Origin of the sequence: Allosphingosinicella sp. (assembly GCF_036570505.1) — a bacterium.
Classification (GTDB): Bacteria; Pseudomonadota; Alphaproteobacteria; order Sphingomonadales; family Sphingomonadaceae; genus Allosphingosinicella.
The window spans coordinates 19,105-46,091 of record NZ_DATCYB010000052.1; the positions used below are offsets into that span (position 1 = coordinate 19,105).

Sequence of the window (26,987 nt, forward strand, 5' to 3'; positions counted from 1 at the left end):
CGGCTGGGGATTGCTTCCTCATGGATCGATCGGCCAGATCGGCCGCCTGATCTTGCGATAGGGAATTTTGCGAAAATCCGTTTCCAAGGGGCCTCCTCCGGAAGCCAGCAGGATCGTTCCCGCGATCCCGGAGAAGCCGGCGACGAAATGCTGAGCGGACTTCACCGCAATGATCCGCGACGCCGCCGCATCAATACCAACAGCGGAAAACAGATCCGGCCCGTAAGCCTGGTCGCGTATCGATGATACCATGATTTGCACATTGCCCGCCCGAAGCGCGCACGCGCGTCCCAGCGACATATGTGTTCCCGCCCAGGTCTGGCTTGCTTCACCGCAAAGGCCGGTCACTTCCACATCGAGGTCAAGAGGCGTTCCCGAACCTGGTCCGGTCTTGCCGCCGATGCACATTCGTGAGCGTCCGCCAACCCCGAGACCATGGGCTATCTCGACGGCCGCCGGATCCCAGAGGGGCCCAATACAGGCTGAGGCATCACACTCTATCAGCAGGCTTAAAAGCCGCGTGGAATCCCCGGCCGCACCGCCGCCGGGATTATCGGCGATATCGCCAATAACGACTGGTGGTTTCGTCGATTCCATGGCTACCGCGAGCGCCTCCTCAAGCGACAGCGGCGGCATGAAAGTCTCGCTGCGGATACGGACGAGCCGCTCCCCGAATTCCTGCGCGGTCCGCTCGGCAAGCTCGGTAGTGTCGGCGAGCACAAGGCATTTCGCACCCATCTCGGAGACATCGCCCCAAGGAAAGCCGTGAATGAGCGAGATTGAAGCAACACCGGGCCGGCTTTCGGCGTCGACCATGGCGCGAACGAAGCTCTTCATGGGCTCGCGCGTGGTATGGAAGCGGCCGATCGTGCGGCAATCAAATGCCCGCTTTGCAGGCCGCCACTGCGTTCGCGCACATCTCTCCAGAAGAGAGATGAGTTCGATACCTCGTTCCAGGAAATCCGTGTGCGGATACTCCTTGAAGGCGATCAGAATATCGGCCTTCTCAATTATCGCGCTCGTTAGATGGGCGTGCGGGTCGAATTCCACGCCGATGGGCGTGTCAGCGCCCACGACCCGTCGAACGTGCGCCAGAAAGTCGCCTTCGCAATCATCATAGCCAAACGCGCACATCGCTCCGTGCATCGAAAGGGCAACCAGATCGTAAGGCGCGCCATCGGCAAGCTGCTGGAGTATCTCGTCGCGCAGCGACTCATAAACCTCTTTCGTGACCGGTCCGGCAGGAAGCGCGAAGGCATAGGTTCCCTCAACGATCTTCCACCGTTGCTGGCGTTGGCATTCCCGCAGCACGAAGAGTGGGGCAGACACTTCCGTCAGCGCCTCAGGATGCTCACCCGGGCGGTAAAGAAATGTCCGCTCAAACGCGGCCATGTCGGTAACGACCGGACTAAAACTATTGGTCTCCGTGCCGAAGCCGGCGGTAAAGGCTTTCAGCGGGCGCTCGACGTTATCAGACGGTGGAAACATGATTGCCTCCATCTTCTATCCGGCGTCGCACGATTTCGTGCTTTGCGCGATCTAACGGAAAGCCAACCGCGAGACCGGCCGCCACAAGCAGGATTACAGTTGGTAGGAGCAGGGCGACATATTGGAAGGTTTGAGCCACGTCCTCGGTCACGGGGGTCTTCGCATCGAAGCCGGCAAGACCTACGAGGATAAGTCCTACGCCTCCTCCTATAGTCGCGGTGCATTTCGTTGCCAGCGACACGAGCGCATGGAAGTTGGCGGCCCTGTTCACCTTCCGCTTCATCAGCTCATAATCGACAACGTCTCCGAGGAGCGCATTAGGCGCTACGGTAATGACCCCGGCGCCGAATGCTCGGAGCGCGACGAGAACAATCAGCACCGGAAAGGCAGCCGGCTCGGTGGGCAGGAACCCAATCCCGAGAATTGCTGCAGCGGATATCAACATGCCCAAGGCCCAGGCCCGATGCTTCTGCAGCGCGGTGACGAGGCGATACCAGACAGGAACCGAGACCAAGGTTACTGCGGCGTCCGTGAGAAGAACCCAGGCGAATAGGGCATTCAGCTGCATCACGAAGCTCACATACAAATAGATGAGCCCATAGAAGATGCCCTGCCCCAATCCGGTGAACAGAAATATGCTCAGGAACCGCAGGAGCGGACCGTTGCGGATCGCATCTCTCAGCGTCGCGATGTAGCGGACCTTGTCCGTCTCGACGGTCTTGCCTTCGGGCACGAACAGCAATGCCCCACCGGCGCAAAGTGGCAGCGCGATAGCCGTCGCCCACGCGATGTAGGATAGGATCTCAGCGTCGTAGGTTCCCGTCCCAGCCGGAAAAACGAGAGGTGCCGCCGCGAAAGCGAAATTCCCGAGTGCGAACGCGAACGCCAGGCTCATGGCGATAGCGGAGCGCTCGACATAGCTGCGTGCTAGGTCAGTGCCCCACGCCTTGTGGGCAATCTCGATCAGTGAGTAGCCGAAGTAGAACAGAAGGAACCAGCCCAGATAATAAGCGGCACCGACGGTAGGCGCCGGCGCGTAGAGCTGCAGAATGGCGACGGCGAGAATAGCCGAGCCGGCAAGCACCCAAGGCTTGCGCGAGCCCCACCGGCTGCGGGTTCGGTCCGAAAGATAACCGATGAGCGGATCCACGATGGCATCGAATGCTCGCGCGACAATCAGGATCACGCCGATTGTAGCCATAGGTATGGCCGTGTGCTGGGCATAAAATCCCGGCAGAATGGCGTAGGAAGGAAACACGACGACCGCGAGCGGAAGCGCAGGCGCCGCATAGGCTCCGAGCCGCCCAAAGGTCAGCGGACCTGAACTCGGGCGAAGCTCGTTCATGAGCTTAACCGCAGATCGCCGAAATAGCTGGTGCGCATCACCGCCCCTCCGGAATAGCGAGCTGCTTTCACGCGAAAGAGAGGATCGAGCGGCTGCGGTGCCAACGCCATCTCGTCAAAGTTGATCGTGTGCACGTTTCCGCCGAGCGGCCTGAGACGTCCGTTAAAGATTGGAGCATCCAGCGGCTGAAAGCGGATTTCATCATGCTCACGATAGACACGCACAGACCCTGTGACCGGATTGCTGTAGTCGCCAAGTAAGTCATCTATCGCGCGGCCCGCTCTACCGCCGACAGGAAAGACCTGATTGATCTTTTTGTGGTCCGCGTGGGCTATGCGGATTGCGTGCTCAGCGAAGCGTTCGGCCCAGCGCCGGGACGGAAGGCCCGCCATTCGGTCCAGGAGATCGAGCGCGATACCGTCAACGAGAGGAGATTCCGCCGCGACCATCAAGGTGACGCCGAGCTGGCGCTCAGGCAAGAGTGCAATCATGTGGCGCCAGCCGCGCCCGCCGCCACCGTGACTGAGCAGCCGCCCGCCGGCGAAGTTCGTGATGACGAAGCCCATCCCATAGGCGGTCTCGCCGCCTTCGGGCGCCTGGCGCAGATCAGCCGCACCGATCGCGGTCTGCGGTGACATGATCGTCGCCAGCGCTTGTTGCGCTTGCCCATCGGGCGCGCGATCCGCCGCAATCAGCCATTCCATCCATTTCACTGCATCGCGCGCCGAAAGGTAGACCCTCGCCGACCCTTCCGAATTGGGTCCGGTGAGTTCGGCGACACGACGCGCTGCCCCGTCTATCGGCATATGAGGCTCGGCGCAGCCAGGGGGGGGCGGGGAACCAAATCCGGATGAAAGGCTGTCCCCCATACCAGCAGGCTCGAAAATCGCCTCCAGCATCAACTCATTAAGGGAGCGGTTCGAGAGGCGTTCAGTAGCAAGGCCGAGGGCGATATAGCAGAGGTTCGAGTAGTTGAAATCAGCGCGAAACCGGCCGGACAGGCGCATATGTCGGGCGCGCTCCAGGCGCGCCTCCTTGGGAACCTCCTGACGGAATCCCCATTCAGCAACGCCCTCGCGCGTCAGTCCTACACGCATTCCGGCAAGATCCCGGAACGTAACTTTTTTTGTCAGGCTCTCGTCTGATAGCCTGAATTCAGGGATGACCCGCATCGCCGGCTCATCCCAACGTGCGACGCCCTCCTCGACTAGGCGCGAGAAGGCAGCGGCCACAAACATCTTTGAGCATGAGCAGATGTGAAACGGAGTGGACTCGCAGACCGGTTGATCTGGCGAGCGCTGATCGGTCGCAACGAACGATCGGTAACCATCCAGCGCTGCCACCGCAGCGCCTCCGTGCGGTACCTGTTTCAGGCTTTCGCGCAGAGCATCTTCTATCCACGCCAGGCTCGCCGCATTCATGGTCGATTGTTACCCAGCCTATGCATTCGGCGCCGCTGACGACTCACCGGTGCTGCGTACGAACATTCCAAGCCATTCAGCGACAAGCGCCAGTCGCTCCTCCCCTTCAATTTCAAGGGAGTTGTCGGTCCTGATGAGGAAGCGTTCCTCTCCACGGTCTTCGATGTCCAGCAGCTTACACCGCATGCGTATTCTCGCGCCGACGCGGACCGGGGTGATCCAGCGCACGCGTTCAAGACCGTAATTCAGCCCATACGCGACATCGGCAGGCCACATGCCGATCTCGTGCGAAAAATGGGTCAGCATGGACAATGTCCAGAAACCGAAGGCGATCGTCCCTCCATAGGGTCCGTCCCGCGATGCCCTCTCCGGATCAATGTGCATCCAGTCCATATCTTTGGTGGAATGGGCAAAGCTGTCGATCAGCGTCTGATCGACCTCTATCCAGTTGGAGATGCCGATCTCGGATCCGATCCGTCGCCGGAGATCCTCGATCGTTAGGGCCGAGAGAGTCATTTCGCGCTCCTTGCCCGATTCAGGAACGTCGACTGAGGCAGATCGGCCTTCGGCCACCCGATTCCCCGAAGATGCTTCCCGCCGAAGATAATGATCATGACGGCGGCCGCCACGGTGGCCCAGAAGACAGGTGTAATCCCAGCCTTTGAAGCGGCGTTGATCAGCATGTGCGGGACAATACCCGCCCAAAGGACGCTGCCTCGCGTGTGGACGAACAGCCATGTCATGAACACGGAAAAGGCGACGACATTGAGGATGAACAGACCAAAGTTCACTTGAGATTGGGACAATGTGCTGAGGAAGAATGCGGGCAAGTGCCACACGGCCCATACTAAACCGAGGAGAAGAGAGGCTCTGCGCGCATCCATGAGTTCGAGCAGTCGTGGCAAGGCAAAGCCGCGCCAGCCGAGCTCTTCTCCCAAGGCACCAGGATCACGGAACAGGTGTCCGGCAAGCAGGACTGCGGGCAACGCTATGAGCCAGGAACTTAAATCCGGACTCTCTGCCCCTGTCGCCATGGGCTCTAGGAAGGAGGCCAGAAGCCAGAGCAGCGGATAGCCAAGAAGGCTGATCGCGATCCAGATCCAATTCGCGCGAACGCGGACCAGAGATCTTCCAAGATCGACCAGCCCCGCCTCGCCATATCGCCATGCCGTGACCAGAAGCGCGGCGATGGTCGGCGCGGCCACCGCAATGTAGAAGACCGGCGCCCCCAGCTTCATTGGCCCGAACGTCGCCGTCATGGCATCGGCATTCCAGATATAGAGGCCCACGAGCAACCAGGTCAGCGCGAAGGTTGCCAGCGTGAAAAGGCCGAGGTCAACCCAGAGCCTGCGCCGCAAAGCCTCTATCGGGCGCGCTGCCATCAGAACGCCCACCGCAGGTCGACGCCATAGGTCCGGGGCGGCGAGATGGTCGCTGCATAGAGGAGCGGAGCCACGGCGAAGCCACCGAGGGTATAGCGCTCGTCGGTCAGGTTTCGGGCCCACAATGCGAGCGTCCAGCCCATATCGCTCTTATAGCCTGCCCTGAGGTCGAGAAGCACATGACCTTCCTGCTTGAAGAGTTCGGTGTTCGCGCTGTCGACATAGTTCGAACTGCGATAGGTCAGTTGGGGAATGACAAAGAATTCACCGTTCGAGCCCGCCTCCTGACTCACATCAGCACTGAGCGATCCGGTCCAGCGTGGCGCGCGTGACAGCCGGTTGCCACTCTTGGCCCCGAAATCCTCGTACTTGGCATTGACGTAACCGAGGCCGCCATTCAGGGTAATTTGTCTTGTGACCCTCAACGACCCCTGCGTCTCGAATCCATAACTGCGCGCCGATGCGGCGTTGCTGATATAGAAGCCGGCCCCATCCTGGTCCGATTGCTGGATGTCGGTGTAATCGAGGTAGAAAACACTGCTCTCGAAATGACCTCGCCCGCCCAGGAACCTCGTTTTGTATCCGACTTCGTAGCTGGTCAGATATTCAGGCAGGAACTCGATCCGGTCGGGATCGGAACTTGGCCCTGCGTTGAACCCTCCCGATTTGAATCCCCGGGCAATACGCCCGTAGATCGTGGAGTTCGGATTGGGCTCGTATGTCAGTGTGAAGGTCGGTGACCATTCGCCGCCATCTACTTCGCTGCTGAATGCAGGAACCTCCCCGAAGCCCGGAATGGGAAGCGTCGCTGTCTGCTCGTAATCGAGCGACTTTTCCTCATATGTGTAACGAAGGCCGAGCTCCGCGCTCAATTTATCGGTTAGCTGATATTCACCGGACCCGAACACCGCGATGCTGTTCGCTTTCGTGTCCGCCATCGAGTGCACTACGTTTCGAAGGCCCGGACCGAGGAAGGCCGGGCCGAGGTCCAGAATCGTGTTCTGGAAGAAATCGCGCTCGAAATAGTAGGCGCCGACCACCCAATCGAACGTTTCGCCTCCGGGACTGGCCAGACGGAGCTCCTGCGTGAACTGGCTCTCGTCCGTATCGAGGCCACTGCTCAGGATTGGCAGAGCCGTGAAATCGCGATCAGTCAGGAATCCGGTATCGGTCTTCCGGTATGCCGTGATCGACGTCAGCGTCAGACCGCCAATCTGCTGATCCGCCCGAAGCGAAAGACCGCGTATGTCGCGCTCGGATTCACAGGGGCCATCCCAAGCTGAAACGTCGGGATCGGTGCTGCCGTCGTGAAGAGCCCCTCCGACCAGAACGAACATGTTCTCACAAGTCGCGTCGTGGGAATCATCAACGCTGATCAGGATGTCGAGTGTGTCCGTCGGACGCGCAAGCAAATGCGCGCGCAAACTGTATCCATTCTCGTCATTGCCCCGCTCGCCTTGCACGGCGGCATTGCGAAGATATCCGTCCCGCTCGCGATCAACGAAATTCACCCGCGCCATCAGACGATCCGATATGATGGGCACATTCAGCATCGCCCCGAACTGCCTCAGCCCGTAATTTCCGATCGTGACATCAACGCTGCCGCCGAATTCAGGCTCAGGCTTACGGGTGATGATATTGATCGCACCAGCCACGGTGTTCCGGCCGAAAAGCGTCCCTTGCGGGCCGCGTAGCACCTGGACGTTTTTCAGGTCGTAGAGCCGCTGACTCATCGCGCCTTCACTGCCAACAAAGACGTCATCCACGTAGAGGCCGATACTGGTGTCGCTGCCGGAGCCAGCAGAGGTCAATCCGCGAATGCTGAACTCCCCACCCGAGCCATTGCTGTCGTTGAACGACACACCCGGAAAAAGAGAACCGACGTCTCGGAGATTTCGGACTCCCAATTTCTCCAGCCGGTCTCCGCTGAGCACCGATATGGACATCGGCACATCAAGTGCGGCCTCTTCACGCTTACGGGCGGTGACAACGATCACTTCACCCGTCGCCCCCTCCGCATCATCCACGTTCTGCACGGGAGAAACGGTTGCGCCAGCAGCCTGGGCCAGAGCCGCCGCAGGGGGCGAAATCATCAGTCCCGCCAGTACCGTAGAGGCACAGAGTGCAACACGCACATACCGCCCGTTAGCCCTCCGAGTCGCAAAGCCGTTTCCCTGCATGAATCCTCCCTTTCTCGAATTTATCGAATTTGAATTCAAATTCACATTGTGCTAAGTACTACGAATGCGCAAGAGGGTTTGTGACATCTATCGGTCTACTAACCGGTACTGAAACGGCGTTCCGATGAGCGAGACCTGACGATGACCGAACACAGCAGGCCACCCGGTCCAGAGGGACGCCGAACCAACTCGCCCCGCGATGCGAGGACAAAGACCAGTGCCGGCATTTCGCGCAAACGGCGCAGCAACGCAGTCAAAATTAAGCCGCCGCCGCCTACGACGCAGCGGGGTCGGGAAACTCGTAGGCGGCTAATGGCTGCCCTGACGGTATTGCTGCAGGAAAGAGCATTTCACGAGATCAGGCTTGAGGACATCACGCACGAAGCTGGAGTCCGCGTGAGCCTCTTCTATCATTACTTCCAGAGCAAGGTGGACATTACCCACGAAGTTCTATCGGAGCTTCTCGAGTCATTTCGCGAGCAGGTGGCGGATCGCCCGAAAGACAACAGTCCGCTGTCAGCCATCCATTTCGCTAACCAACAGATGGTCGCTCTTTACGCGTCGAATCCAGGCGCGATGCGGTGTCTCGTCGAAGTGCATGACGGAATGGCGCCCTTTGCGCCGATGTGGCGTCAGCTGACGCTCGAATGGAATAAGAGGATCGCCGCAAGCATCCGGCGGCAATTCCCGGATATTTTCCCAGATCAGGCAACCTATCTCTCTCTGGCTTATGCACTCGCGGGCACGGCCGACAACTTCCTGTTCGAATATTTCGTTCTCAAAAACGAGACTTTACGCGATGCGCATCCGACGCCAGAGGATGTCGCCCGCTTTCTGACCATATTGTGGTTCCGCGCCCTTTATCTTGAGAATCCTCCCGCTGATTTTCTTGGCCCCTTGCCAGGATTCAAGAGGCTGGGACTTAAAGCGTGAGCGTCCCGCCCGCATCAGCACGGACAGGCGAGGGCCTGACGTTGGATGAGGTCCGCAAGGCGGCGGCTGCGATTGAGGGGCGGGTTGTACGCACGCCGACGTTCGCTTGGCCTCCGTCGGTGATCGCAGGCTTGGCAAGCACCGGCCAAATTCATTGTAAGCTCGAGAATTTCCAACTGACCGGAAGTTTCAAAGCACGCGGAGCCCTTTACGCCGCACTTTCCCAGCAGGATGCTTGCGCCAATGGTTTGACGACCTTCAGTGCAGGAAATCACGCGATTGCGACGGCGTTCGCGGCCCGAGAAGTCGGAGCGACGGCGAAGGCTGTCATGGCCGGCAGCCCGGCTCCTTTTCGCATCGACAAAGCGCGAAGCTATGGTGCCGAACTCCTCTTTGCCGAATCTGGCGCCGACGCCGTGTCAATGGCCGAGGCAATCGCAGAAAGGGAATCCAGGCTTCTTGTCCATCCATTTGACGATCCGGCAATGGTCGCGGGCGCAGGGACAATAGCACTGGAAATGCTCGACGACATCGGTGATTTAGAAGCCATTGTCGTGGCCGTAGGCGGCGGCGGTCTGGCAGCCGGCATTGCAGCAACAATCAAGCAAATATCGCCTGCCTGCGAGGTCTATGGCGTGGAGCCGGAGACAGCAGACAATCTTCGCCAGAGCCTCGATGCTGGCGAAGCACTCCAACGCGCGCCACGGCCCACGATCGCCGACAGTCTCGCTCCACCCCTTTGCCTGCCATATTCCTTCGGGATTTGCCGTACCTACCTCGACGACGTCGTCGTGGTGAGCGATGCTCAAATGGTCGAGGCCATGCGGCTATGGTTCGAAACGTTCGGATTGCCGCTGGAGCCCGCCGGTGCCGCAACAACGGCGGCTCTGCTGGGGCCGCTGCGGCAAAGGCTCGTCGACAAGAATGTCGGACTCATAGTCTGCGGCGCGAATATCGATCCGTCTTCATTTCAAGCGACAATAAAGGCTTAGGCATGCAGCAGGACATGCGTTTCGTTCCGGGCACGGCCGATGGGACCGATGTCACAGTCCATTTGATATTCAACGCGCATATCGATCCTGTCTGGCTCTGGCCATGGCAGTCCGGGATGGACGAGGCGCTGGCCACCTGCCGCTCGGCCTGCGACCGCCTTGATCACAACAAGGATCTCATCTTCACCCGTGGCGAAGCCTGGGTTTACGATGTCGTTGAGCGTCTCGATCCAGACCTGTTCGGGCGGATCATGAAGCATGTGGCCACCGGACGCTGGGAGATTACGGGCGGCTGGTGGATTCAGCCAGATTGCAACCTTCCCAGTGGCAACGGCCTTCGCAAACAGATCGAGATCGGCAAGTCCTATTTCGAAAGTCGCTTCGGCCAATTCCCCCGTACCGCGTACAATGTGGACTCATTCGGGCACGCGGCGGCCTTGCCACGGTTGATGAGTGGGTTTGGGCAGGACCGCTATGTGATGATGCGGCCCCAAGAGCATGAACTACCGCTACCCGCCCGTTTGTTCCGCTGGCGCGGCCACGAAGGTGACCCTGAAGTCGTCACGTTCCGGATTGCGAGAAATTATGAGATTGCGGAACTCACGCTCGAGCATGTCCTTGCGTCACTCAAAGACCTGCCCGAGGGTGTCCGCCACACAATGTGCTTTGTCGGCGTTGGCGACCATGGGGGCGGTCCAACCGAACGACAGATACAATGGTGCCGCGATCATGCGGACAGGATTCCGGGCTGCCGCTTGAGGTTTTCCTCACCGTCGCTTTTCTTCGACGCCGTTGCAGATCATGTGATGGACTTTCCCGTCGTCACGGGCGAGCTGCAATATCACGCGGTCGGCTGTTACAGCGCGACGCGCAGGATCAAAACGGCCGTGCGCGATGCGGAACATCGGCTGCACCAGGCGGAAATTGTCAGCGCAGGCGGCGATGGGACCATGAACGTCCGATTGTACGAAGCGTGGCGCAACGTCTGCTTCAATCATTTCCATGACACACTGGGAGGCGCATGCATCCCGTCGGCCTATCCTCAACTCGAGGATCAGGTCGGAAGCGCCAAGGCTATCGCCGACGAGATCCTGCAATATTCGTTCCGGCGCCGGGTCGTCACCCTTCCCGACGACACCATGCAGAGGGTTGCCCTGCTGAATGCCTCCGACGTGCCGTTCGATGGCTATGTAACGCTGGCGCCCTGGACCGAACAGATGTGGGAACAGCACTGGCGCATCATCGATGAGGACGGGATATCGCTGCGCTATCAGGTAATCGAACAAGAAGCTTTAGCCCGCCATCTTCCGCGCATTCTCCTTCATCTGTCGCTCGGCGCAAACCAGATGAAGGCCTTTCGTATTGATCGAAGCATAAGGCCAGCGGCCGGCGCGAACGGAATGGTAACCGCGCCCGCGATCACGCGCGAGGATAGCTCTCTGTCCAATGGAGCCGTCCGCGTTACCTTTGAGCAGCACCCCGTCCTGCACTTCGGCGAAACAATGCTTAAGCCATCACTCGATCTGATCGTCGACGACACGGGAACGTGGGCGCATGGTGTGGAACGATTTTCCAGCCAAATCACAGCTCAGGCAAGCTGGTCTGCACCCCAGATAGTGCATCGGGGACCGCTCATGGCCTCGGCGGCGCAACGAGGAGATATTGAGCGATCCGATCTCCTCGCTGATTGGCGGGTTCACGCTGGCGAGTCCGGGATAAAGCTTGACCTTCGGGTGCATTGGCATGCCCAGCATCGGCTACTCAAACTGACCATACCCTTCGATTGCGCCATCGATAGCCGCATCGACGGGGTGATGGACGGAAAGCTCAATCGAGGCCGCCACGAAGCAGAGCGACCGATTCGCGACTTCGTTCTCGTGAATCTCGTATCCGGAATGCGGGTCGGCATCGTCTGTCCTGATGTGTTTGCGGTGGATGCCGATGCGCGCAGTATTCGCCTCACGCTTCTGCGAAGCCCGTTCATGGCACATCACCACCCCAGCCATCCGGCGACACCGCCACATGGAGTGCTCACCGATCAAGGCATGCATGAATTCCGATTCGAGTTCCTGGCTGATCGAGCGCTAAAGGTCGAGCAGCTCGATCGGCTCGCACTAATGCTGCATCGTCCTCCGCTGGCCAGTGACTGGACCAAAGGCATGCGGGCACGCGGTGACTATTGAGAGTACCGCCAGGGCAAGCTTGGCCGCCCCTCTTCAGTTTGTCGCAGCAATCGCCATCTTCGCCGGCTGGGGAATTGTAGCGCGATCTATCGATCTTCCTCCCCCGCTCCTGCTGGCCATCATTTGCGGCGCAGGCGCGGCGACCTGCGCAGTCATGGCGAAAGAGCCACTTAAGTGGCATCCACACGCAATCGTCGTGGGCACAATCCTTGCCGCAGACCTCCTGCTGCTGATCCTCGCCTATCGTCGAATAGATTTCGCTACGGCTGTCGCGCTGCATAATGCTGGACCGATCCTGGTCATCATGCTCGCACCAGTCATTGCAGGCGATCCGTTTCGTTTGCGGAGCCTGCTTCTCGCCGTTGCCGGATGTATGGCTGTGGCGGTCGTATGCGGAGCCAAGATCAGCGAGGCAGGGCCGGATACCCTATCCGGTATCTGCTTTGCGCTGATGAGCGCCGTCACCCTTGCTCTTTCCATGCTGGTCCAGCGAAAGCTCATGAAGCAGGGCGAGAATGTCATCAACACTGTGCTGCAATACAATATTGTGCTCTGCCTATGGTACGTGGTCGCCATGATTGTGTGGCCGATGATGGAAGGCGAGGACGGATTTCCGGATTGGAGTATTCGTATCAGCGACGTCGTCAGCGCTATCCTTGCCGGGATTCTGGCCCAGGGCGGCGCTATGCTACTGTTCAATTCGGCAAGCCGTCATCTCGATAGCGACGGCATGGCCCGTTTATCGCTGTTGGGCCCGATGATGACAGTCCTGATGGGGGCGCTATTCTACGCTGAGACACCCAATCTGATCCAGATCATGGGCCTTGTAGTCATACTCGCAACTAGTTTGGGATTTCATAACAAGTCTCTTCCCCGCTCGCGGAAGACAGATCTACTGAATGACTGACCGGTGACGTCGGTAGGTTCATGGTGCGGGGCTGATGCCTAGGCATGCCTGTCGAGACAGTTCATGATACGTCGTCGGGTTATGTTGCCGCTAGTAGTCGAGAAGTAGCCCGCGCCCAGAAGCGCTGTCCGACGCAAGCTTCCGAGCCTGAAGATCCAGTATCTTCCCGATCATTGAGCGCCTCCAGCTCTGCATCAAAGTCACGAGGTTTGCGCATCGTTCGTCCTCCATGTTAGCCGTAGGACGTAGCCAGTAATCTACCTCATCAATCAGTCACAACACCATGAAATATCTTGGGACCACTGCGTCCCTAGAAAGATGAATTCTTTTGAGGGCGCGCTTATACGTCGTGCGGACGTTCGGCTCCATGACGACCATGTGGCTCGCGCCGCACGCGGACAAAGTGGCAGCAAGTGTCGCGAGCCTCGCCGCGGGCATCGGCTAGAGACCGGGGCCTGCGTTCAGCCGGCGCGACGCTCTTACTCGCCGCCCTGCCAAACCTTGATCGCGTCAACTGGCGCGACCAGCATCACGATGTTGAGCGTCAGATTGTCGCGGATCGTCCATAGGGTAAGAAGCTCGAAGGCGAGGGCGAGAAGGACGGTCGCCCACACCGGGAGGCGGCGGGCCAGGAAAAAGCCCAATGTCATCCAGCCGATGTCGGCCATGCTGTTCAAGACACTGTCGCCATTATAGCCGAAGGCGAAGGTCGCCTCGCGATAGCGGTCGATGATCCACTGGCTGTTCTCGAGCATCTCCCAGCCCGCCTCGATCGCGACGGCGGCTAGGAAACGGTCGCCAAAGGGGTTGCGGCGGAGAAACAGCCAGCCGAGGAAATAGAAGAGGAAGCCGTGGATGATGTGACTCGGCGTATACCAGTCGGCGAGATGCTGGCTGTTGTCGGCGCTCTGCACGGCGCCCGTCCAGAGCTTGACGTCGCCGCAGGTGCAGGTGGGCGGGCGGCCCATCCAGAGCAGGATCGCGGCGGTCGCGACGACGATCCCGAGCGCGAGAAGGCTATAATTGACGCTGATCCTGCCGACGGACCGCTCCGTCATGCAACCCCCGCCATCGCCGCCAATTTTGCTAAGGTGCGGACATTGCGGCTGGTGCCTGGTGATCCACAAACCTTGTCGATGAAGGTCGACGTCAGCTTCGATGTCCCGGCGCCGTCGGGAAAGTGGAACCAGAGGGCGCTCCCCGACGCCTTCACCCTCTCGCCGGCCTGGGCGCGCTCCATCAGCCGGTCGGCAGCGTCGGCGGGCGGCGGCGATTTGGAGAGCAGCGCCAGCACGCGGTTGGGCTCGCGCTGGGTCTCCTCCGGAAACGGATTGGCAGCCATCAGGGCCGGCCATTCGTCCGCGGTGCGAACGATGACCTCGACGCGAAAGCCGAACCGCTTCGAAATCACTTTCTCCAGCTTCTCCTCAACGACGCCGGCTCCTCCCTTGCCGGCGAATATCAGATTGCCGCTGGCGACATAGGTCCGGGCGTCGGTGAACCCGAGCTCTTCGGCCAGCACTCTCAATTCCTTCATCGGGACTTGGCGCTTGCCGACATTGATGGCGCGAAGAAGAGCGATGAAGATCGTCATGCGCGACAGTTCAAGCGATCGATCGGCGGCTTGTAAACTTGCAAATGCTTGACGCGCCGCCGCCGCCCACGCCAGAAGCGCGCATGGCGACCAGCATTCAGCTCAAGCGAAGGGGCCTCCTCTTCGTCCTTTCCAGTCCCAGCGGCGCCGGCAAGACCACCATCGCCCGCATGCTCCTCGCGCAGGATGAAGGCATATCCCTTTCGGTTTCGGCGACGACGCGGCCGATTCGCGAGGGCGAGCTCGAGGGGCGGGACTATCATTTCGTCATCGACGCGGAGTTCGACCGGATGGTCGAGAGCGGTCAGTTCCTGGAATGGGCGCACGTGTTCGGGCGGCGCTATGGGACACTCGAGAACGAGGTGCGCAAATCCATCGACAGCGGCTGCGACGTGCTGCTCGACATCGACTGGCAGGGGACGCAGCAACTGAAGCAGGTCGATCCCGACATCGTCCGCGTCTTCATCCTGCCGCCGTCGATGAAGGAGCTGGAGCGACGGCTGCGCGCCCGGGGCACGGACAGCGATGAGGTGATCGCGAGCCGGATGGAGCGCGCGGCGGGCGAGATCAGCCACTGGGCTGAATATGATTATGTGCTGATCAACGAGGATGCGGACGCCTGCCTCGCTAAGGTGCAGGCGATCCTCGACGCGGAACGGCTGAAGGCGACGAGGCGCATCGGCCTGCATGACTTCGTCCGCAGCCTGATCGGCTGATCCGGCTTCCGGCGCGCGCCGTTTCAGAGTAGCGTTCCCCGGAACAAGACAGGGGAACGGCCATGATGGGACGGGCAGTAATCGGCGCGGTCGCGGCGGCGGTCGCGATGTTCATATTGGGCTTCGTCTTCTTCGCCAGCGGGCTCCAGAAGACGGTGACGGCAAACCTGGACGACGTGCCGGCGGCGGCAGTGCAGCAGACGCTGGCCGCAAACCTGCCCGGCTCCGGAGTCTATTTCGTCCCCGATCCCGAAGCATCGTCGAGCCAGACCGTGATGTACGGTCAAGGCCCGATAGCGACGATCCACTACAATATTTCAGGCTTTCCGGCGATGGACAGCGGCGCGTTGCTCGGCGGCTTCATCCACATGCTGGTCGTAACCCTGCTGATGGCGGCGGCGGTTTATTTTCTGTCGCGCCATGTCGCGGGCTTTTCCGAACGGGTGAAGATGCTGGTGCTCGCCGTGCTGGCGGCCGCCATCTTCATGCGTCTGGGTGACCCGATCTGGTACCATCACGGTTGGGGTCACGCCATTTACCTGTTCGTGGCGGACACCATCATGCTGCTCGTGGCGGGCGTCATCATCCTCAAGCTGCTGCCGGCCGCCATCTATCGCGGGGCAGGAAGCGGCGCACCGACGGACGTCTAGAGCAGGGTGAGGAAGCGGTAGCCGGCGGCGAATTCCCGCCGGCGCGCCTCGAAGGCCGCGGCCGCTTCCGGGTCCTCACCCCAATGTTCGGCCTGCCACGCCTCGTCGAGGGTCGCAGCGGCCCAGGCCGCGTCGAGGTCGATCGCATCCTCGGCAAGGGCCAGAGCGATGACGAGCGAGCCGCCGATCGTGACCAGCGGCGACAGGGCGGCAAGCTCGAAAGGCCCGCGCGCGGCGACGGTATGCGTGAGTTGCCGAAGCGTGCTCGCGTTCTGGGGACGATGGATGATGCCGCAAACGACCTCGAAGTCGATGTCGAAGCGGCGGCGTCCCCAGGCGAGGATCGGATCCCACCTCTCCGACTGGAGTTCGACGAGGCTGTCGGGCCCGTCGGCGCGGTAGCAGAGGAGGTCGCTCTCCCCATATCGGGCGAGGCCGGCGGCGAAGCGATCGGGGTTCGGAGCGATCCGGTCTATCGCGGCATTGGCAAGGCCGGTCAGGGCCATCGATCGCGGGTCGATCTCCTCACCCTGCGCATTCCATTCCTCCGAGATAGCCCGGCCCAGACCCTCGGTCGGCACGCGGAGCGCATTCCTGGCGGGTGTCTTCACCGGGCGGTCGTCGAGCAGGATTTCGAATTGGCCCTCAGCAGGCCGAACAGCGGCCTTCTTGTAGAAACGCTTCATGGGCGCGGCGGTGTCCGCCATCGGCGCGCCAACCATTTGGGCGCGCCGAAGCTCGCGGCGAGACCGATGATCACCATCGGAACTCCGACGGCGACCGAGCCGCCCTCGCGCAGCAGGTCGCCTTGCCAGATGATGAGCCCTATCAGGACGACGATCGTGCCGCCGATCCGCGTCAGGTTCATGAGGATGAACCGGTTGCGCCACATCGCGTCGTCATTGGATTGCGTCATGCGAAAGCCTTTATGAGTTCGAGAATGTCGAGCGGATGGGAAGCGACATGGTGAGCGCCCGCTTCCCTGAGCTCATCCGCGTCATGATAGCCCCAGGTGACGCCAATCGCGGTCACGCTGGCGGCGCGGGCCATGGTCATATCAAAGCTGGTGTCGCCGATCATGATGGTCGTTTCCGGCGCCGCGCCGGCGTCGGCGATGGCCTGCTCGATCATCGAGGGATGCGGCTTGGACGGATGGCGATCGGCGGTCTGGAGGGTGACGAAGCGGCGCGAAAGGCCGTGATGTTCGAGACAGAGGGTGAGGCCCCGATTCGACTTACCGGTCGCGACGCCGAGCAGCCAACCTTCCGCGCCCAGCCCCTCGACGAGCTCGGCGATGCCCTCATAAAGCGGCTCGTCCACCAGCCCGTTCCCGCGCAGCCGCTGGAAGGCGAGCTTGTAATCCTCGGCAAGGGCGCGGTGGAATTCGGGATCGGCGTCGGGAAGCATCGCCCGCATCGCCTCGACCAGGCTGAGGCCGACGACCCGCCGGGTCCGCTCCCGGCGAGGCGTCTCCAGGCCCGCGCGTGCGAAGCAATCCTCCATCGCCAAGCAGATGTTGACTTGGCTGTCGACCAAGGTGCCGTCGCAGTCGAAGATGGCGAGGCGGTTCATCTCCGCCCTCTGCCCCGGCGCTCGCCCTTGCGCTCCTTGCGTTTCGCCTTGGCGGCTGCCCCCGCCGCCTTGCGCTTGCCCTCGGACGTCTCGGAAAATTTCACTTCGTCGAGCGGGAGGTCGCCAAGCTCGATGTCGAAGCCCAGCGAAGCCATGCTTTCGACGAAATGCTGCGGCAGCTCCGCCGTCACGTCGATGCGGCCGCCATCGGGATGGTCGATCCTGAGACGGCGGGCATGGAGGTGTAGCTTGCGGCTGATCGAACCGGTAAGGAAAGCGTCCTGCCCGCCATATTTGCCGTCGCCGACGATCGGATGGCCGATCGCCGCCATGTGGACGCGGAGCTGGTGGGTGCGGCCGGTGTGGGGCTGAAGCTCGACCCAGGCGGCACGGTTGCCGGCGCGTTCAATGACGCGGTAGCGGCTGCGGGCGGCAAGGCCGTTCGCCTCGTCGACATGCATCTTCTCGCCACCGGTGCCGGGCTGCTTAGCAAGGGGCAGGTTGATGAAGCCGTCCTTCACCTCCGGGACACCGACGACCAGCGCCCAGTAGACCTTGCGCGCGGTGCGGCCGGAGAAGGATTTCGAGAAATAGGCGGCGGCGCGCGGCGTACGCGCCAGGAGGAGGACGCCCGACGTGTCCTTGTCGAGACGGTGGACGAGCTTGGGGCGCGCTGCACCCTCGCCGGCCAGTCCGTCAAGGAGGCCGTCGAGGTGCGTGTTCGTCTTGGTCCCGCCCTGCGTGGCGAGACCCGGTGGCTTGTTGACGACGATAGCCTGCGGGTCGCGATGGATCACCATCTCGTTCACATAGGCGATCTCATCCTCGCTCAGGGTGCGCCGCTCGACGCGCGGCTTCGGCGCGGCGGGAGGTTCGGCGGGAGGAACACGGATGACCTGCCCCGCCTCGATCCGGTCTCCCGGCGCGGCGCGCTTGCCGTCGACGCGAAGCTGCCCTGTACGTGACCAGCGCGAGACGATGTTGAAGGTCGCGTCGGGCAGGTTACGCTTGAACCAGCGGTCGAGACGAATGCCGTCATCCTCGACGGAGACGGTGAACTGGCGGACCTGGTCGGAGGCGGCCGTCTCGCTCATGCGACAGCCCTAGCGAGCCAGAGGCCGACGACAAGCAGCATCAGCGACCCGGCGACCGACGAGCCGGCATAGGCCGCGGCGAGCATGATCTCGCCCCGCCCCAGCATCTGGACCATCTCGAGGCTGAAGCCCGAAAACGTCGTGAAGCCGCCCAGCACGCCGACGCCCAGGAAGAGCAGCAAGGGCTCGTCCGATGGGCCGTGTCGCATGACAATGCCCGCGAGGAGGCCAAGCAGCAAGCTGCCGAGGAGATTGACGATCCACGTGCCCCACGGAAAGGCGGGGCCGAGCTGCTGCAGCGCCGCGCGACTCAACTGGTAGCGGAAAGCGGCGCCGATGGCGCCTCCGGCCATGACGAGGAGGAGATTGGGCATTGGCGGCGATGTAGCGAGATGGCACCCACTTCGCCAGTGGGTCCTCTTAGCGGCCGTTGTTGGCGATGATGGCGACATCCGAGCCGCGCCCTTTGGGCGTGGCGATAAGGTAGTAGGCGCCGCCGGTCCGTTCGTTGACGCCGCCGAGAATATGGTCGGCACCGCGCACCTGATGCTCCGACGAATAGCCGGCGCGGACGGCGCGGGTGTGATACCAGTCGAGCACCCGCTGCCACGGCGCGTCCGTCACGAACGTCGCGACCCGGACGCGGCAATCGCCGGCGTTGTTGCCCGCCGCTTCGGTAAGGCGCGCGCCCGGATAGACGGCGAAGGTCTCGGGCAGGCGGTTCGCCCAAACCGGGCTATACTCGAACTTCGCGCCGCAGGCGGCACCATCCTGACCCCGCAGGTCCGGAACCGGCTCGCTCGCCCTGGTGGGTGCCGGAGCGGATATGAGACCCCGTCCGGTGCGGGCGGCATCGCGATCCCTGGCCGTCACCGGATATTGCGCGGTCACCGGACTTTCAGGCGGCCGGACGGCGTTGTGGTTCGACTGCTGCGACAGGGTCGGATCGACCATGATCTGGTCTTCGAGCGCGCTGGTCAGTGCCGGGTCGGTTTCGTTGGCGATCTGCTGGTCGAGATTGGCCAGTTCCGCCTCGTCCGAGCCGTCCCCGCAAGCGGCGAGCGACAGCGCCGCGGCCAGCGCGGCGGAGCGGAACAGGATTGAAAAGCGGTGGGTCATGGCGGCTCCTCTTGGGCCCGCTATGCCCGAAACCGCCCGCCATTGAGTGTGCGGACGTGGTTAATCCCCGGCCCGGTCCGCACCTGTGCCATTATCGGACCGCCAGAAGGCGAAGGTTTCCGCCTGCACCTTGGCGATGAAGCGTGCTGCCTCAGGCCCTTCCCACGGCCCTTCGTAACCGCGCGAGCGGGCGCCGCCCGCGACCCACCAGCCCTGCCCCGGTATGCCGTCGCTCTGCCGGACGACGAGCACCGCCAGCTCCGGCTCGCCTCGCGCTGCCTCTAACTCGTCGACCGCGCCCAAGATGGCGCAAAGCTGACGCATCTTCGGCCGGGAAAAGGCGTAGCCCAGCTGTTCGAGCAGCTCGGAATAGGTGAGCGCCGTCCCGGCCCGCGCGGCCGCGATCAGATGGGCGCGCACCTCATCGGGCTCGGCCAGCGCCGGCATGGGGCGCGCGTCAGTCCCTGTCGCTGAGGATCAGCCGGCCGTCGGTGCCGCCGCCCGGCCCGGCGCCGAGACGCGCTATGAACGGATCGCCATCGTCCGTCTCGGTTCCCTCGATGACCAGGCCGTTCCCCTCCCGAGTCACGGAAGCGACGGCGAGCGTTTCGGCGCGGGCCGGATCGCGATACCAGGTGGCGATAGCCTGAGGGGAATCGTCGCTGGTGAAACGAAGCTCGACGCTGTCCCGCCCTGTCCCCTCCTCCGCCTGGATGTGCATGCCGGTAAGGCGCGCGCCCGGATAGAGGACGTCGCTGTCGCTATCGACGTCGGCATTTTCCGTCATGCCTTCGGGAATGTCGAATTTGAGGTCGAAACCGGGAGCGTCGATCGAGAATTGGCCTTCCTGCGCTCTCCCTTCGGCGGATACGGTGGCGGCTGCGCCGTTCGTATCGGCAGCTCCCTCGTCCTCCTTGCCGATCCGCGCTTCGCAGGCGGTGAGCAGCGCCGCGGCGGACAGCGCGGCAAGAAAGGTCGGTCGACGCATGATCATTTCCTTCCGTCGGGGCGCCGACGACCCTTAGCTCATTCCGTGGCCGGGACCAATTCGAAGACGTCGAGCTTGGATTCGATGCGCGGCCAGGGAACGACGAGGCGGTAGCGGAACGGCGCGACGCGCTCCATGACGCCCACCATGTCCCGCTCCGGATCCTCGCCATAGGCAAGCGGCTCATCCTCGTTGCCGAGCGCCAGCGTTCCGAGGAAGATCATCCGCTCGTCATTCTCGGGATAGAGGCGGCCGGCCGGGCGCTGCGACCCGGTCTGCTTGACGATGGTGAGCAGCTCCCCCTCCGCGGCGACGTGGCAGAAGAAAGGCTTATAGGCGACGAAAGCCGGATTCTTGCCCTGCGATCCCAGCTTGATGACCCGGCAATGATAGGAGCCAGGGGGCGGCGCGGCGCGCGGCAGGGCGACATCGGGTTCGAGCAGTGCCCCCTCGTTCTCTATCTCTTCGGCGAAACCCTTGTCGCGCGCTTCCGACAGGGCGGCGGTCCAGGCCGTGTCCAGCCTCGCGAGGCGGTCATGGTCTTCCGTGCTCGAGATTTCCTTCCCGCCATCCTCCTCCGCCGGCGCCTCGTCGACGACGGCGGCGGGGGGAGCGACCGTCTCCGGTTCCGCGGTGAGCGCGCAACCGGCGACCAAGCCCGCGAGCAGCAGAATAGCTCGAGAATGTCCCCACCCCATGGTCATGCTTCCCCACACCCGGCAACCTCAAGGGCAGCACCCCCATACAGATGCCTATAAGGTAAACGATTCGTTAACGTGACGAAAGGTTCATCGATCAAGCCCAGTGGATATAGACCCTTTCCCCTGCATCGTTTGGCAGACGGATCGGGTTGCTCCGGCCCGCGGCCTGATCTACCGGCCGCGCCATGACCGAAGACCATGCTCGCACGCGCTCCGGCCTCCTTCTGGGGCTCGGCGCCTATCTTCTGTGGGGCGTGCTTCCGCTCTATTTCAAGGCGCTGTCCGCCCTGCTGCCGAGCGAGATCGTCGCCCATCGCATCGTCTGGTCCCTGATTTTCCTGGGCGTGCTCGTCATGCTGTGGAAGCGATGGCCCGGCATCCGGGCGGGCCTCGGCTCGATCCGGGTCATGGCGACGCTAGCATTCACCGCCGCGCTGATCGCGACGAACTGGCTCGTCTATGTCTGGGCAGTGCTGAACGGCCATGTGCTGGAGGGCAGCCTCGGCTATTATCTCAATCCGCTGGTCAACGTGCTGCTCGGCGTCGTGCTGCTGAAGGAAAGGCTGACGGGGGCGCAGGTCTTCGCGGTCGGCCTCGCATCGGCCGGCGTGGCGGTGCTGGCGCTGGGCGCCGGCGATGCGCTGTGGATCAGCCTCACGCTCGCGGCAAGCTTCGCGCTCTACGGCTTCTTCCGCAAGGTGGCCCCGGTCGAGTCGCTGGAGGGTCTCTCGATCGAGACCGCCCTCCTGATGCCGGTCGCGCTCGGCTGGATATTGTGGCTGGAAGGGACCGGCCAGGGAAAGCTGGCGGCCGATCCGCTGACGACGGCCCTGATCGTGCTGGCGGGGGCGGCGACGGCGATTCCGTTGCTGCTGTTCACCGCCGCGGCGAAGCGGCTGCCCTATTCGACCCTGGGCTTCCTTCAGTATGTCGCGCCGTCGATCCAGTTCCTGCTGGCGGTGATCGTGTTCGGCGAAAAGCTGACCACCGCCCACGCGATCTGCTTCGGCGCGATTTGGACCGCGCTTCTCATCTTCGCGGTCGATGGCCTGCGCGCCGGGAGGGCCGCGGCGCGGGCACGGGCGGCGGCCCGGAAGGCGGCGGCTTGCGTCGAGCCGTGCAGCGTTCCATGATGCGGCCATGCTGAACATCATCTCGATCCTGATCGGCATCGTCGCGCTCTTGTTCGCGATACCGGCCTTCATTCCCTTCCTCGGCTGGGCGAACTGGCTGATCATCCCGCTGGCCGCGGTCGGTGCCGGCATCGGCATGCTGTCGAACCGGACCAGTGGCCGCAATCTCAACCTGTTCGTGATCGTGGTCGGGATCGTGCGCCTGATGATGGGCGGCGGGATCATCTGACGTGCGGCGCGGCGGTCTTCGCCCTGCTGCTGACTGCCTGTGCCGTCTGGACGAAATAGCGCCTCGGCCTCAGCTTTCGGCGCGCCCATCGACAGACGAGTCTGGTTCGGCATCCGGCCGCATCGCCTTGTCCAGCGCCTCGGCGAGCGTTTCCAGGCGATAGGGTTTGTAGATGACCGGCAGGCCGCCGCTTCCCGAGGTGACGATGCGATCGCTGAAGCCGGTGGTGAGGATGACCGGCAGGTCGGGTCGTTGTTCACGAAGCTTCTCGGCCAGCTCCAGCCCACCCATCTCGGGCATGACGACATCCGTGAAGACCGCATCCACCCGGGTCTCCGCGGCAAGACGCAGCGCTTCCTTCCCGGTCGTCGCGCGGACGACCTGATGGCCGAGCTCGCCGAGAAGGGTCTCGGCGAAGGCACCCACGTCTTCGTTGTCGTCGACGACCAGGATGCGGCCGACAAGGGCAGGGTTCTCCGACCGGGACTTTCGCGACGACTCACCAGCGGCCGCCTGCTTGTCGCTGCAGGGGAGCATGATGGTGATGGTCGTGCCCTCTCCGGCCGCGCTCTCTATGAACACGTCGCCGCCGGACTGGGTCGCGAAGCCATAGACCTGACTGAGACCGAGGCCCGTGCCCTTGCCGACGCCTTTCGTCGTGAAGAAGGGCTCGAACACCCGCGCCTGCATCTCCGGATCGATGCCCTCACCGGTATCGGAGATGGAGAGCATCAGCGCGCGGCCGCGTTCGGCATTTCCCTCGGCCTCGGCCGTGCGGATGGTGAGAGTGCCGCCCTCCGCCATGGCGTCACGCGCGTTGACGGCGATGTTGAGCACCGCCGATTCCAGCTGGGTGGGATCGACCTCGATCGCGCAGAGAGTCGGGGCCAGTTGGAGGCTGATCTGGACCCGTTCGCCGATCGTCCGGTCGAGAAGGTCGGCCATGCCGAGAACCTGCTCGTTGAGATCGAGCACTTCGGGCTTCAGCGGTTGCCGCCGCGCGAAGGACAGGAGCTGACTGGTGAGGGCGGCGGCGCGCGCGGCCGTCTGGGAGATCGCGCCGGCAAAGCGGATCCTTTTCTCCTCGGTGAGGTTGGGGCGCTGGAGGATGTCGGCCGAGCCCTGGATGACCGTCAGGAGATTGTTGAAATCGTGGGCGATGCCGCCGGTCAGCTGGCCGAGCGCCTGCATCTTTTGGGCCTGTCGAAGCTGCTCCTCGGCCTTGGCGCGCTCGTCGATCTGGACCTTCAATTCCCTGTTGGCGTCGGCAAGCGCGCCGGCGCGCTCCTCCAGCTCGCGATTGGCCCGGCCGAGCACCCTGTGGGCAAGGCCGAGGACGGCGGCGACGAGAACGGCCATGACGACGAACAGCGCGATCAGCGAATAGCGGGCGAGGCGGCGCGAAAGCGGCTCGGGGACGAGGGACAGGCGCACCGTGCCGACCCCTTCGGCGTCCCGGATTACGGGCGCGGTCGCCATGATCACGCTTTCCTCCCGGGGCATCACGTCGGCAAGCCTCGGCGGGAGCGCGCTTCCCGAACGTTCGAACCCCGCGACCAGCCTGCCATCCCCATCATAGACGATGGCCGCACGGATCTGCGGGTTGACGCGCAAGGCATCGACCGATTCCTGGGCGGCGGCGGCGTCGGAGAAATCGAGGGCGGCGGTGACGCTCGCGGCCAATATTTCCGCCTGGACGCCGGCTTCCCTCACCTTCTGATCGTGATAGGCGCGTTCGCTCTGGAAGATGATGCCGAGGCCGGCGAGCAACAGCACCGCGGCCAGAAACGCGGCCGTGGCCGGGACCGAGCGCCAGCGCGCGACGAGGCGGTTGAACGGCGTCACGATTTCTGCCTCACGCTCAGCGCGATCCCGAGGAGGCGCGAGCTGATGGAAAGGCGGCTTCGCGCGGCCGCGGCGGCATCTACATGGAAGCCGACCCGCCCGTCGGCAAGGGTGAAATGGATCATGCCTCGGGCCGAACCGTCATGCGCATCGGTGACGGTGAGCACGGGCATCCCTCGAAGGGCCTGAAGCAACCGTGAGGTGGATCGTCCCGCAGTGCCGCGCACGAAGGCGATGTGGCAGCCGGCGGCGAATTGCGCGGTAGCCAATCTCCGCACGGTGATCGGGTTGTCGCCGATTCGCTGGCCCGCCGCGGCGGCGTCGATGACCTTGCCGAACGGATCGCTGCCGATGATGCAGAGCTGGAGCGCCTCCCCCGCGGCCGGGCGAGCCTGGGGCGGCCAATCGACATAACGGGCGAACTTGGGAAGGAAGGCCGCCTTCACGGCGGTTGCGAGCGGCTGGGCCCCTCCCGGCTGAGCCAGCGCAAGTAGTAGCAGCGGCGCCGCCAGGCGGCGCGCGGCCTTTCGGGCGGAGGAGGCGCGGCGCGGCGGCATCAGAAAAGGAAACGTGTCCCGGCGTGTACGCTGCGCTCGATCAGCTGGGCCCGAGGCTCACCACTTTGCTTGTGGGAGGCGTGGAGCAAATGACGGCCGACCACGTAGAGCTCGAGGGCTTCACTGATCCGCCACCCGAGGCGAGCGTCCGCCTCGACATAACCGCCCACCTCCGGCCGCTCGAGATCGTCGACCGCGCGGAAGCCGATATCGAGCTGGACATCGTCGCGAAGGTCCATCTGCGAACGCGCGAGAAACCGAAAATCGGGATCGTTCCCTGCCGATTCGCCATCGGTGAGGTCGACATGCCCCTGCTTGACCTCGAAATCCTTCGCCACGGTCGCAAGGCCGAGATTCAGCCGCCACCAGGGCGCGACCTGCTGCGTCGCCCAGGCCTCGATGCCGTAGGTGTGACCCTTGAGGCTGTTGGCGAGCCGGATCGGCAACATGCCGCCCGGTGCGAACTCGGTCGTCCGAAGGTCACCATAGATATTGTAGAAGACCGAAACCGAGAGATTGGTGCTGTCGGCGGGCTGGCCCCGGTAGCCGGCCTCGATCGCCGTCAGCGTTTCGGATTCAAAGTCCGTGGCGGGCGCCAAGACCGGCAGCGCCTGGAGTTGGCGATCTATCCGAGAAGGCGTGCGGACCGCGCGCGAAACAGCCGACCAGAAGAGGGTCCGCTCGTTCGGCTGCCAGACGACGCGCAGGTTGGGCAGGATCTCCAGGCCCGAAAATGAGGATCGTTCGAGCTTCACACCAGCCGTCAACGCCAGATCGTCGCCGAGCTGCATCTCATCCTGGGCGAAAATGTTCATGACCCACAGGCGCTTGCGTTCGGGGACGAGAACGAACGGATTCAGGTCGTTGACGAACTCATCACGCGTGGTGCGGACGCCGCCGCCGACGACGAAGCGGTGTCGACCGGCCGAACCACTATACTGGCCCTGCACGTCGAACGTTTCGAGCGCATCCCGGACGAGCGGGAACTCCCGCTCGAAATCATCATAATAAGCCTGAAGCTGGAGCGAGGATTCGCCGCCCAGTTGCCTGATCCATCGCGCCAAGATATTGTGGCCGTTCTCGCCGTTGTCGGCGAAAATTTCGCTGTCCGTGTCGAAGAGGTCGCCCTGCAGGGTGAAGGCGCTCGCATCCGAGCCCAAGTCCATGCGGAAACCAGCCTGGTAGCCCTCAGCACCATCGTCGATGGCGAGCCCTGCTTCGGCGGGCTGGTCGCCGCGCTCGAAGTAATTGCCATAGACACGCAAGGCCCCGTCCCCAACGGGGAGGCCGTAGCGAAGCGCGGCCGTCCGGTCGTTGGCGGCGATGGTGCCACGCGCCAGCCCGCCTAAGGTATCGCGGGCGCTCTTGGTAGTGATGTTGATGACGCCGTTGACGGCATTGGGCCCATAGAGCGTGCCGCCCGGCCCGCTCACCACCTCGATCTGCTGGATATCTTCGAGAACAGGCGAGTGCAGTTCCCAGAAAATGGCGGAGAAAAGCGGTGTGTAGATGCTGCGGCCGTCGATCAGCGCCAGCATCTTGTTGGCGGTCTGGTAGCCGTTGAAGCCGCGCGCGCTGATCGCATATTGCCGCGAATCGATCTGCTGGAGCTGGAGATTGGGCGCGAGCCTCAGCACTTCGGGCAGGGACGTCGCGGAGGACCGAACGATATCCTCGTTGCCGATGACGTAGATCGCGGCGGGAGCCTCGCTCAGCGGCTCGCTCCGGCGCGAAACGGTGGTAACCTGGATCCGGGCAAGCTCCTCGATCGAGAGATCCTGCAACTGGGCCAGCGTCTGGGCGCCCGACGGAGCAGAGACGGCCGCGGCACCGACGAAAAGGAGCGCCCGCGCCGCCCGTCGACCGCTAAGCACCAGTAATTTCATCAAAATCCCCCAAGGTCCGGCAACGCCCACACCATGCAGCCATGCCTTTCGTCAATAGACAACCCGAAATGC

The 26,987-nt window shown here is 62.8% G+C and carries 28 protein-coding genes; 8 read left to right on the forward strand and 20 right to left on the reverse strand.

The window, feature by feature from the left end:
* Window positions 1-18 precede the first annotated feature (18 nt).
* The 6 genes from VIR62_RS05400 to VIR62_RS05425 are packed head-to-tail and all read right to left on the reverse strand — an operon-like array spanning window position 19 to window position 7,729.
* Entirely contained in the window at window positions 19-1,488 is a 1,470-nt protein-coding gene (locus VIR62_RS05400; protein WP_431869347.1) for a M81 family metallopeptidase, read from the reverse strand.
* Complete coding sequence (locus VIR62_RS05405) at window positions 1,472-2,833, reverse strand: MFS transporter (RefSeq protein ID WP_431869349.1); 1,362 nt, start codon at window positions 2,831-2,833, stop codon at window positions 1,472-1,474. Before VIR62_RS05405 ends, VIR62_RS05400 begins: the two co-directional genes overlap by 17 nt.
* Window positions 2,830-4,254, reverse strand: coding sequence for a serine hydrolase domain-containing protein (locus tag VIR62_RS05410; RefSeq protein ID WP_431869350.1), 1,425 nt, complete (start codon window positions 4,252-4,254; stop codon window positions 2,830-2,832). Before VIR62_RS05410 ends, VIR62_RS05405 begins: the two co-directional genes overlap by 4 nt.
* 18 nt (window positions 4,255-4,272) lie before the next feature.
* Complete coding sequence (locus VIR62_RS05415; RefSeq protein WP_431869352.1) at window positions 4,273-4,770, reverse strand: MaoC family dehydratase; 498 nt, start codon at window positions 4,768-4,770, stop codon at window positions 4,273-4,275.
* On the reverse strand, window positions 4,767-5,636 hold the full coding sequence (locus tag VIR62_RS05420) for a CPBP family intramembrane glutamic endopeptidase (RefSeq protein ID WP_431869354.1): 870 nt from the start codon (window positions 5,634-5,636) through the stop codon (window positions 4,767-4,769). The genes VIR62_RS05415 and VIR62_RS05420 overlap by 4 nt, the downstream gene beginning before the upstream one ends.
* A complete protein-coding gene (locus VIR62_RS05425) occupies window positions 5,636-7,729 on the reverse strand; it encodes a TonB-dependent receptor (protein WP_431869356.1) in 2,094 nt (697 codons plus the stop codon). Before VIR62_RS05425 ends, VIR62_RS05420 begins: the two co-directional genes overlap by 1 nt.
* Before the next feature lie 399 nt (window positions 7,730-8,128).
* Between VIR62_RS05425 and VIR62_RS05430 the strand changes: the two genes are divergently transcribed.
* Genes VIR62_RS05430 through VIR62_RS05445 form a run of 4 tightly spaced genes read left to right on the forward strand, consistent with a single transcriptional unit; the run spans window position 8,129 to window position 12,831 of the window.
* Window positions 8,129-8,749 (forward strand): TetR/AcrR family transcriptional regulator, encoded by a 621-nt coding sequence (locus VIR62_RS05430; protein ID WP_431869357.1) that lies wholly within the window; start codon window positions 8,129-8,131, stop codon window positions 8,747-8,749.
* Window positions 8,750-8,790: 41 nt separating this feature from the next.
* Window positions 8,791-9,741, forward strand: coding sequence for a pyridoxal-phosphate dependent enzyme (locus tag VIR62_RS05435; RefSeq protein WP_431869358.1), 951 nt, complete (start codon window positions 8,791-8,793; stop codon window positions 9,739-9,741).
* A 2-nt stretch (window positions 9,742-9,743) separates the two neighbouring features.
* Window positions 9,744-11,924, forward strand: a complete 2,181-nt coding sequence (locus tag VIR62_RS05440) for a glycoside hydrolase family 38 C-terminal domain-containing protein (RefSeq protein ID WP_431869359.1) — start codon at window positions 9,744-9,746, stop codon at window positions 11,922-11,924.
* 19 nt (window positions 11,925-11,943) lie between these two features.
* Window positions 11,944-12,831: a DMT family transporter gene (locus VIR62_RS05445; protein WP_431869361.1), complete on the forward strand. Its 888-nt coding sequence runs from the start codon at window positions 11,944-11,946 to the stop codon at window positions 12,829-12,831.
* Window positions 12,832-13,310: 479 nt separating this feature from the next.
* Here the strand turns inward: VIR62_RS05445 and VIR62_RS05450 are convergent, their stop codons facing one another.
* Window positions 13,311-13,889: a DUF2585 domain-containing protein gene (locus tag VIR62_RS05450; RefSeq protein WP_431869363.1), complete on the reverse strand. Its 579-nt coding sequence runs from the start codon at window positions 13,887-13,889 to the stop codon at window positions 13,311-13,313.
* Window positions 13,886-14,425, reverse strand: coding sequence for a DUF1697 domain-containing protein (locus VIR62_RS05455; protein WP_431869365.1), 540 nt, complete (start codon window positions 14,423-14,425; stop codon window positions 13,886-13,888). The genes VIR62_RS05450 and VIR62_RS05455 overlap by 4 nt, the downstream gene beginning before the upstream one ends.
* Window positions 14,426-14,469: 44 nt before the next feature.
* Between VIR62_RS05455 and gmk the strand changes: the two genes are divergently transcribed.
* Together gmk and VIR62_RS05465 are read left to right on the forward strand one after the other, a co-directional pair.
* Window positions 14,470-15,141, forward strand: coding sequence for a guanylate kinase (gmk, locus tag VIR62_RS05460; protein WP_431869366.1), 672 nt, complete (start codon window positions 14,470-14,472; stop codon window positions 15,139-15,141).
* A 62-nt stretch (window positions 15,142-15,203) separates the two neighbouring features.
* Window positions 15,204-15,791, forward strand: coding sequence for a hypothetical protein (locus VIR62_RS05465; RefSeq protein ID WP_431869368.1), 588 nt, complete (start codon window positions 15,204-15,206; stop codon window positions 15,789-15,791).
* Here VIR62_RS05465 and VIR62_RS05470 read toward each other — a convergent pair.
* Genes VIR62_RS05470 through VIR62_RS05510 form a run of 9 tightly spaced genes read right to left on the reverse strand, consistent with a single transcriptional unit; the run spans window position 15,788 to window position 21,262 of the window.
* Entirely contained in the window at window positions 15,788-16,477 is a 690-nt protein-coding gene (locus VIR62_RS05470; protein WP_431869431.1) for an ATP12 family chaperone protein, read from the reverse strand. The genes VIR62_RS05465 and VIR62_RS05470 overlap by 4 nt on opposite strands.
* On the reverse strand, window positions 16,474-16,707 hold the full coding sequence (locus tag VIR62_RS05475; protein ID WP_431869369.1) for a hypothetical protein: 234 nt from the start codon (window positions 16,705-16,707) through the stop codon (window positions 16,474-16,476). The genes VIR62_RS05470 and VIR62_RS05475 overlap by 4 nt, the downstream gene beginning before the upstream one ends.
* A complete protein-coding gene (locus VIR62_RS05480) occupies window positions 16,704-17,363 on the reverse strand; it encodes an HAD-IA family hydrolase (protein WP_431869371.1) in 660 nt (219 codons plus the stop codon). Before VIR62_RS05480 ends, VIR62_RS05475 begins: the two co-directional genes overlap by 4 nt.
* Window positions 17,360-18,457: an RluA family pseudouridine synthase gene (locus tag VIR62_RS05485; protein ID WP_431869372.1), complete on the reverse strand. Its 1,098-nt coding sequence runs from the start codon at window positions 18,455-18,457 to the stop codon at window positions 17,360-17,362. The genes VIR62_RS05480 and VIR62_RS05485 overlap by 4 nt, the downstream gene beginning before the upstream one ends.
* On the reverse strand, window positions 18,454-18,831 hold the full coding sequence (locus VIR62_RS05490) for a fluoride efflux transporter FluC (RefSeq protein ID WP_431869374.1): 378 nt from the start codon (window positions 18,829-18,831) through the stop codon (window positions 18,454-18,456). The genes VIR62_RS05485 and VIR62_RS05490 overlap by 4 nt, the downstream gene beginning before the upstream one ends.
* Before the next feature lie 46 nt (window positions 18,832-18,877).
* Entirely contained in the window at window positions 18,878-19,576 is a 699-nt protein-coding gene (locus VIR62_RS05495; RefSeq protein WP_431869376.1) for a hypothetical protein, read from the reverse strand.
* A 60-nt stretch (window positions 19,577-19,636) separates the two neighbouring features.
* Complete coding sequence (locus VIR62_RS05500) at window positions 19,637-20,023, reverse strand: ribose-phosphate pyrophosphokinase (protein ID WP_431869377.1); 387 nt, start codon at window positions 20,021-20,023, stop codon at window positions 19,637-19,639.
* Between the two features lie 10 nt (window positions 20,024-20,033).
* Window positions 20,034-20,564 (reverse strand): hypothetical protein, encoded by a 531-nt coding sequence (locus VIR62_RS05505; protein WP_431869379.1) that lies wholly within the window; start codon window positions 20,562-20,564, stop codon window positions 20,034-20,036.
* 38 nt (window positions 20,565-20,602) lie between these two features.
* Window positions 20,603-21,262: a DUF4893 domain-containing protein gene (locus VIR62_RS05510; protein WP_431869381.1), complete on the reverse strand. Its 660-nt coding sequence runs from the start codon at window positions 21,260-21,262 to the stop codon at window positions 20,603-20,605.
* A gap of 188 nt (window positions 21,263-21,450) precedes the next feature.
* Here VIR62_RS05510 and rarD point away from each other — a divergent pair, with 188 nt between their 5' ends.
* Window positions 21,451-22,398, forward strand: coding sequence for an EamA family transporter RarD (gene rarD, locus VIR62_RS05515; protein ID WP_431869383.1), 948 nt, complete (start codon window positions 21,451-21,453; stop codon window positions 22,396-22,398).
* Between the two features lie 7 nt (window positions 22,399-22,405).
* Window positions 22,406-22,627 (forward strand): hypothetical protein, encoded by a 222-nt coding sequence (locus VIR62_RS05520; protein ID WP_431869385.1) that lies wholly within the window; start codon window positions 22,406-22,408, stop codon window positions 22,625-22,627.
* Between the two features lie 69 nt (window positions 22,628-22,696).
* Here the strand turns inward: VIR62_RS05520 and VIR62_RS05525 are convergent, their stop codons facing one another.
* Genes VIR62_RS05525 through VIR62_RS05535 form a run of 3 tightly spaced genes read right to left on the reverse strand, consistent with a single transcriptional unit; the run spans window position 22,697 to window position 26,915 of the window.
* Entirely contained in the window at window positions 22,697-24,472 is a 1,776-nt protein-coding gene (locus VIR62_RS05525; RefSeq protein WP_431869386.1) for an ATP-binding protein, read from the reverse strand.
* Window positions 24,469-25,029 carry a YfiR family protein gene (locus VIR62_RS05530; protein ID WP_431869388.1) on the reverse strand — a complete coding sequence of 187 codons (561 nt, stop codon included), beginning with the start codon at window positions 25,027-25,029 and terminating at the stop codon, window positions 24,469-24,471. The genes VIR62_RS05525 and VIR62_RS05530 overlap by 4 nt, the downstream gene beginning before the upstream one ends.
* Window positions 25,029-26,915: a TonB-dependent receptor plug domain-containing protein gene (locus VIR62_RS05535; RefSeq protein WP_431869390.1), complete on the reverse strand. Its 1,887-nt coding sequence runs from the start codon at window positions 26,913-26,915 to the stop codon at window positions 25,029-25,031. The genes VIR62_RS05530 and VIR62_RS05535 overlap by 1 nt, the downstream gene beginning before the upstream one ends.
* Window positions 26,916-26,987 lie beyond the last annotated feature (72 nt).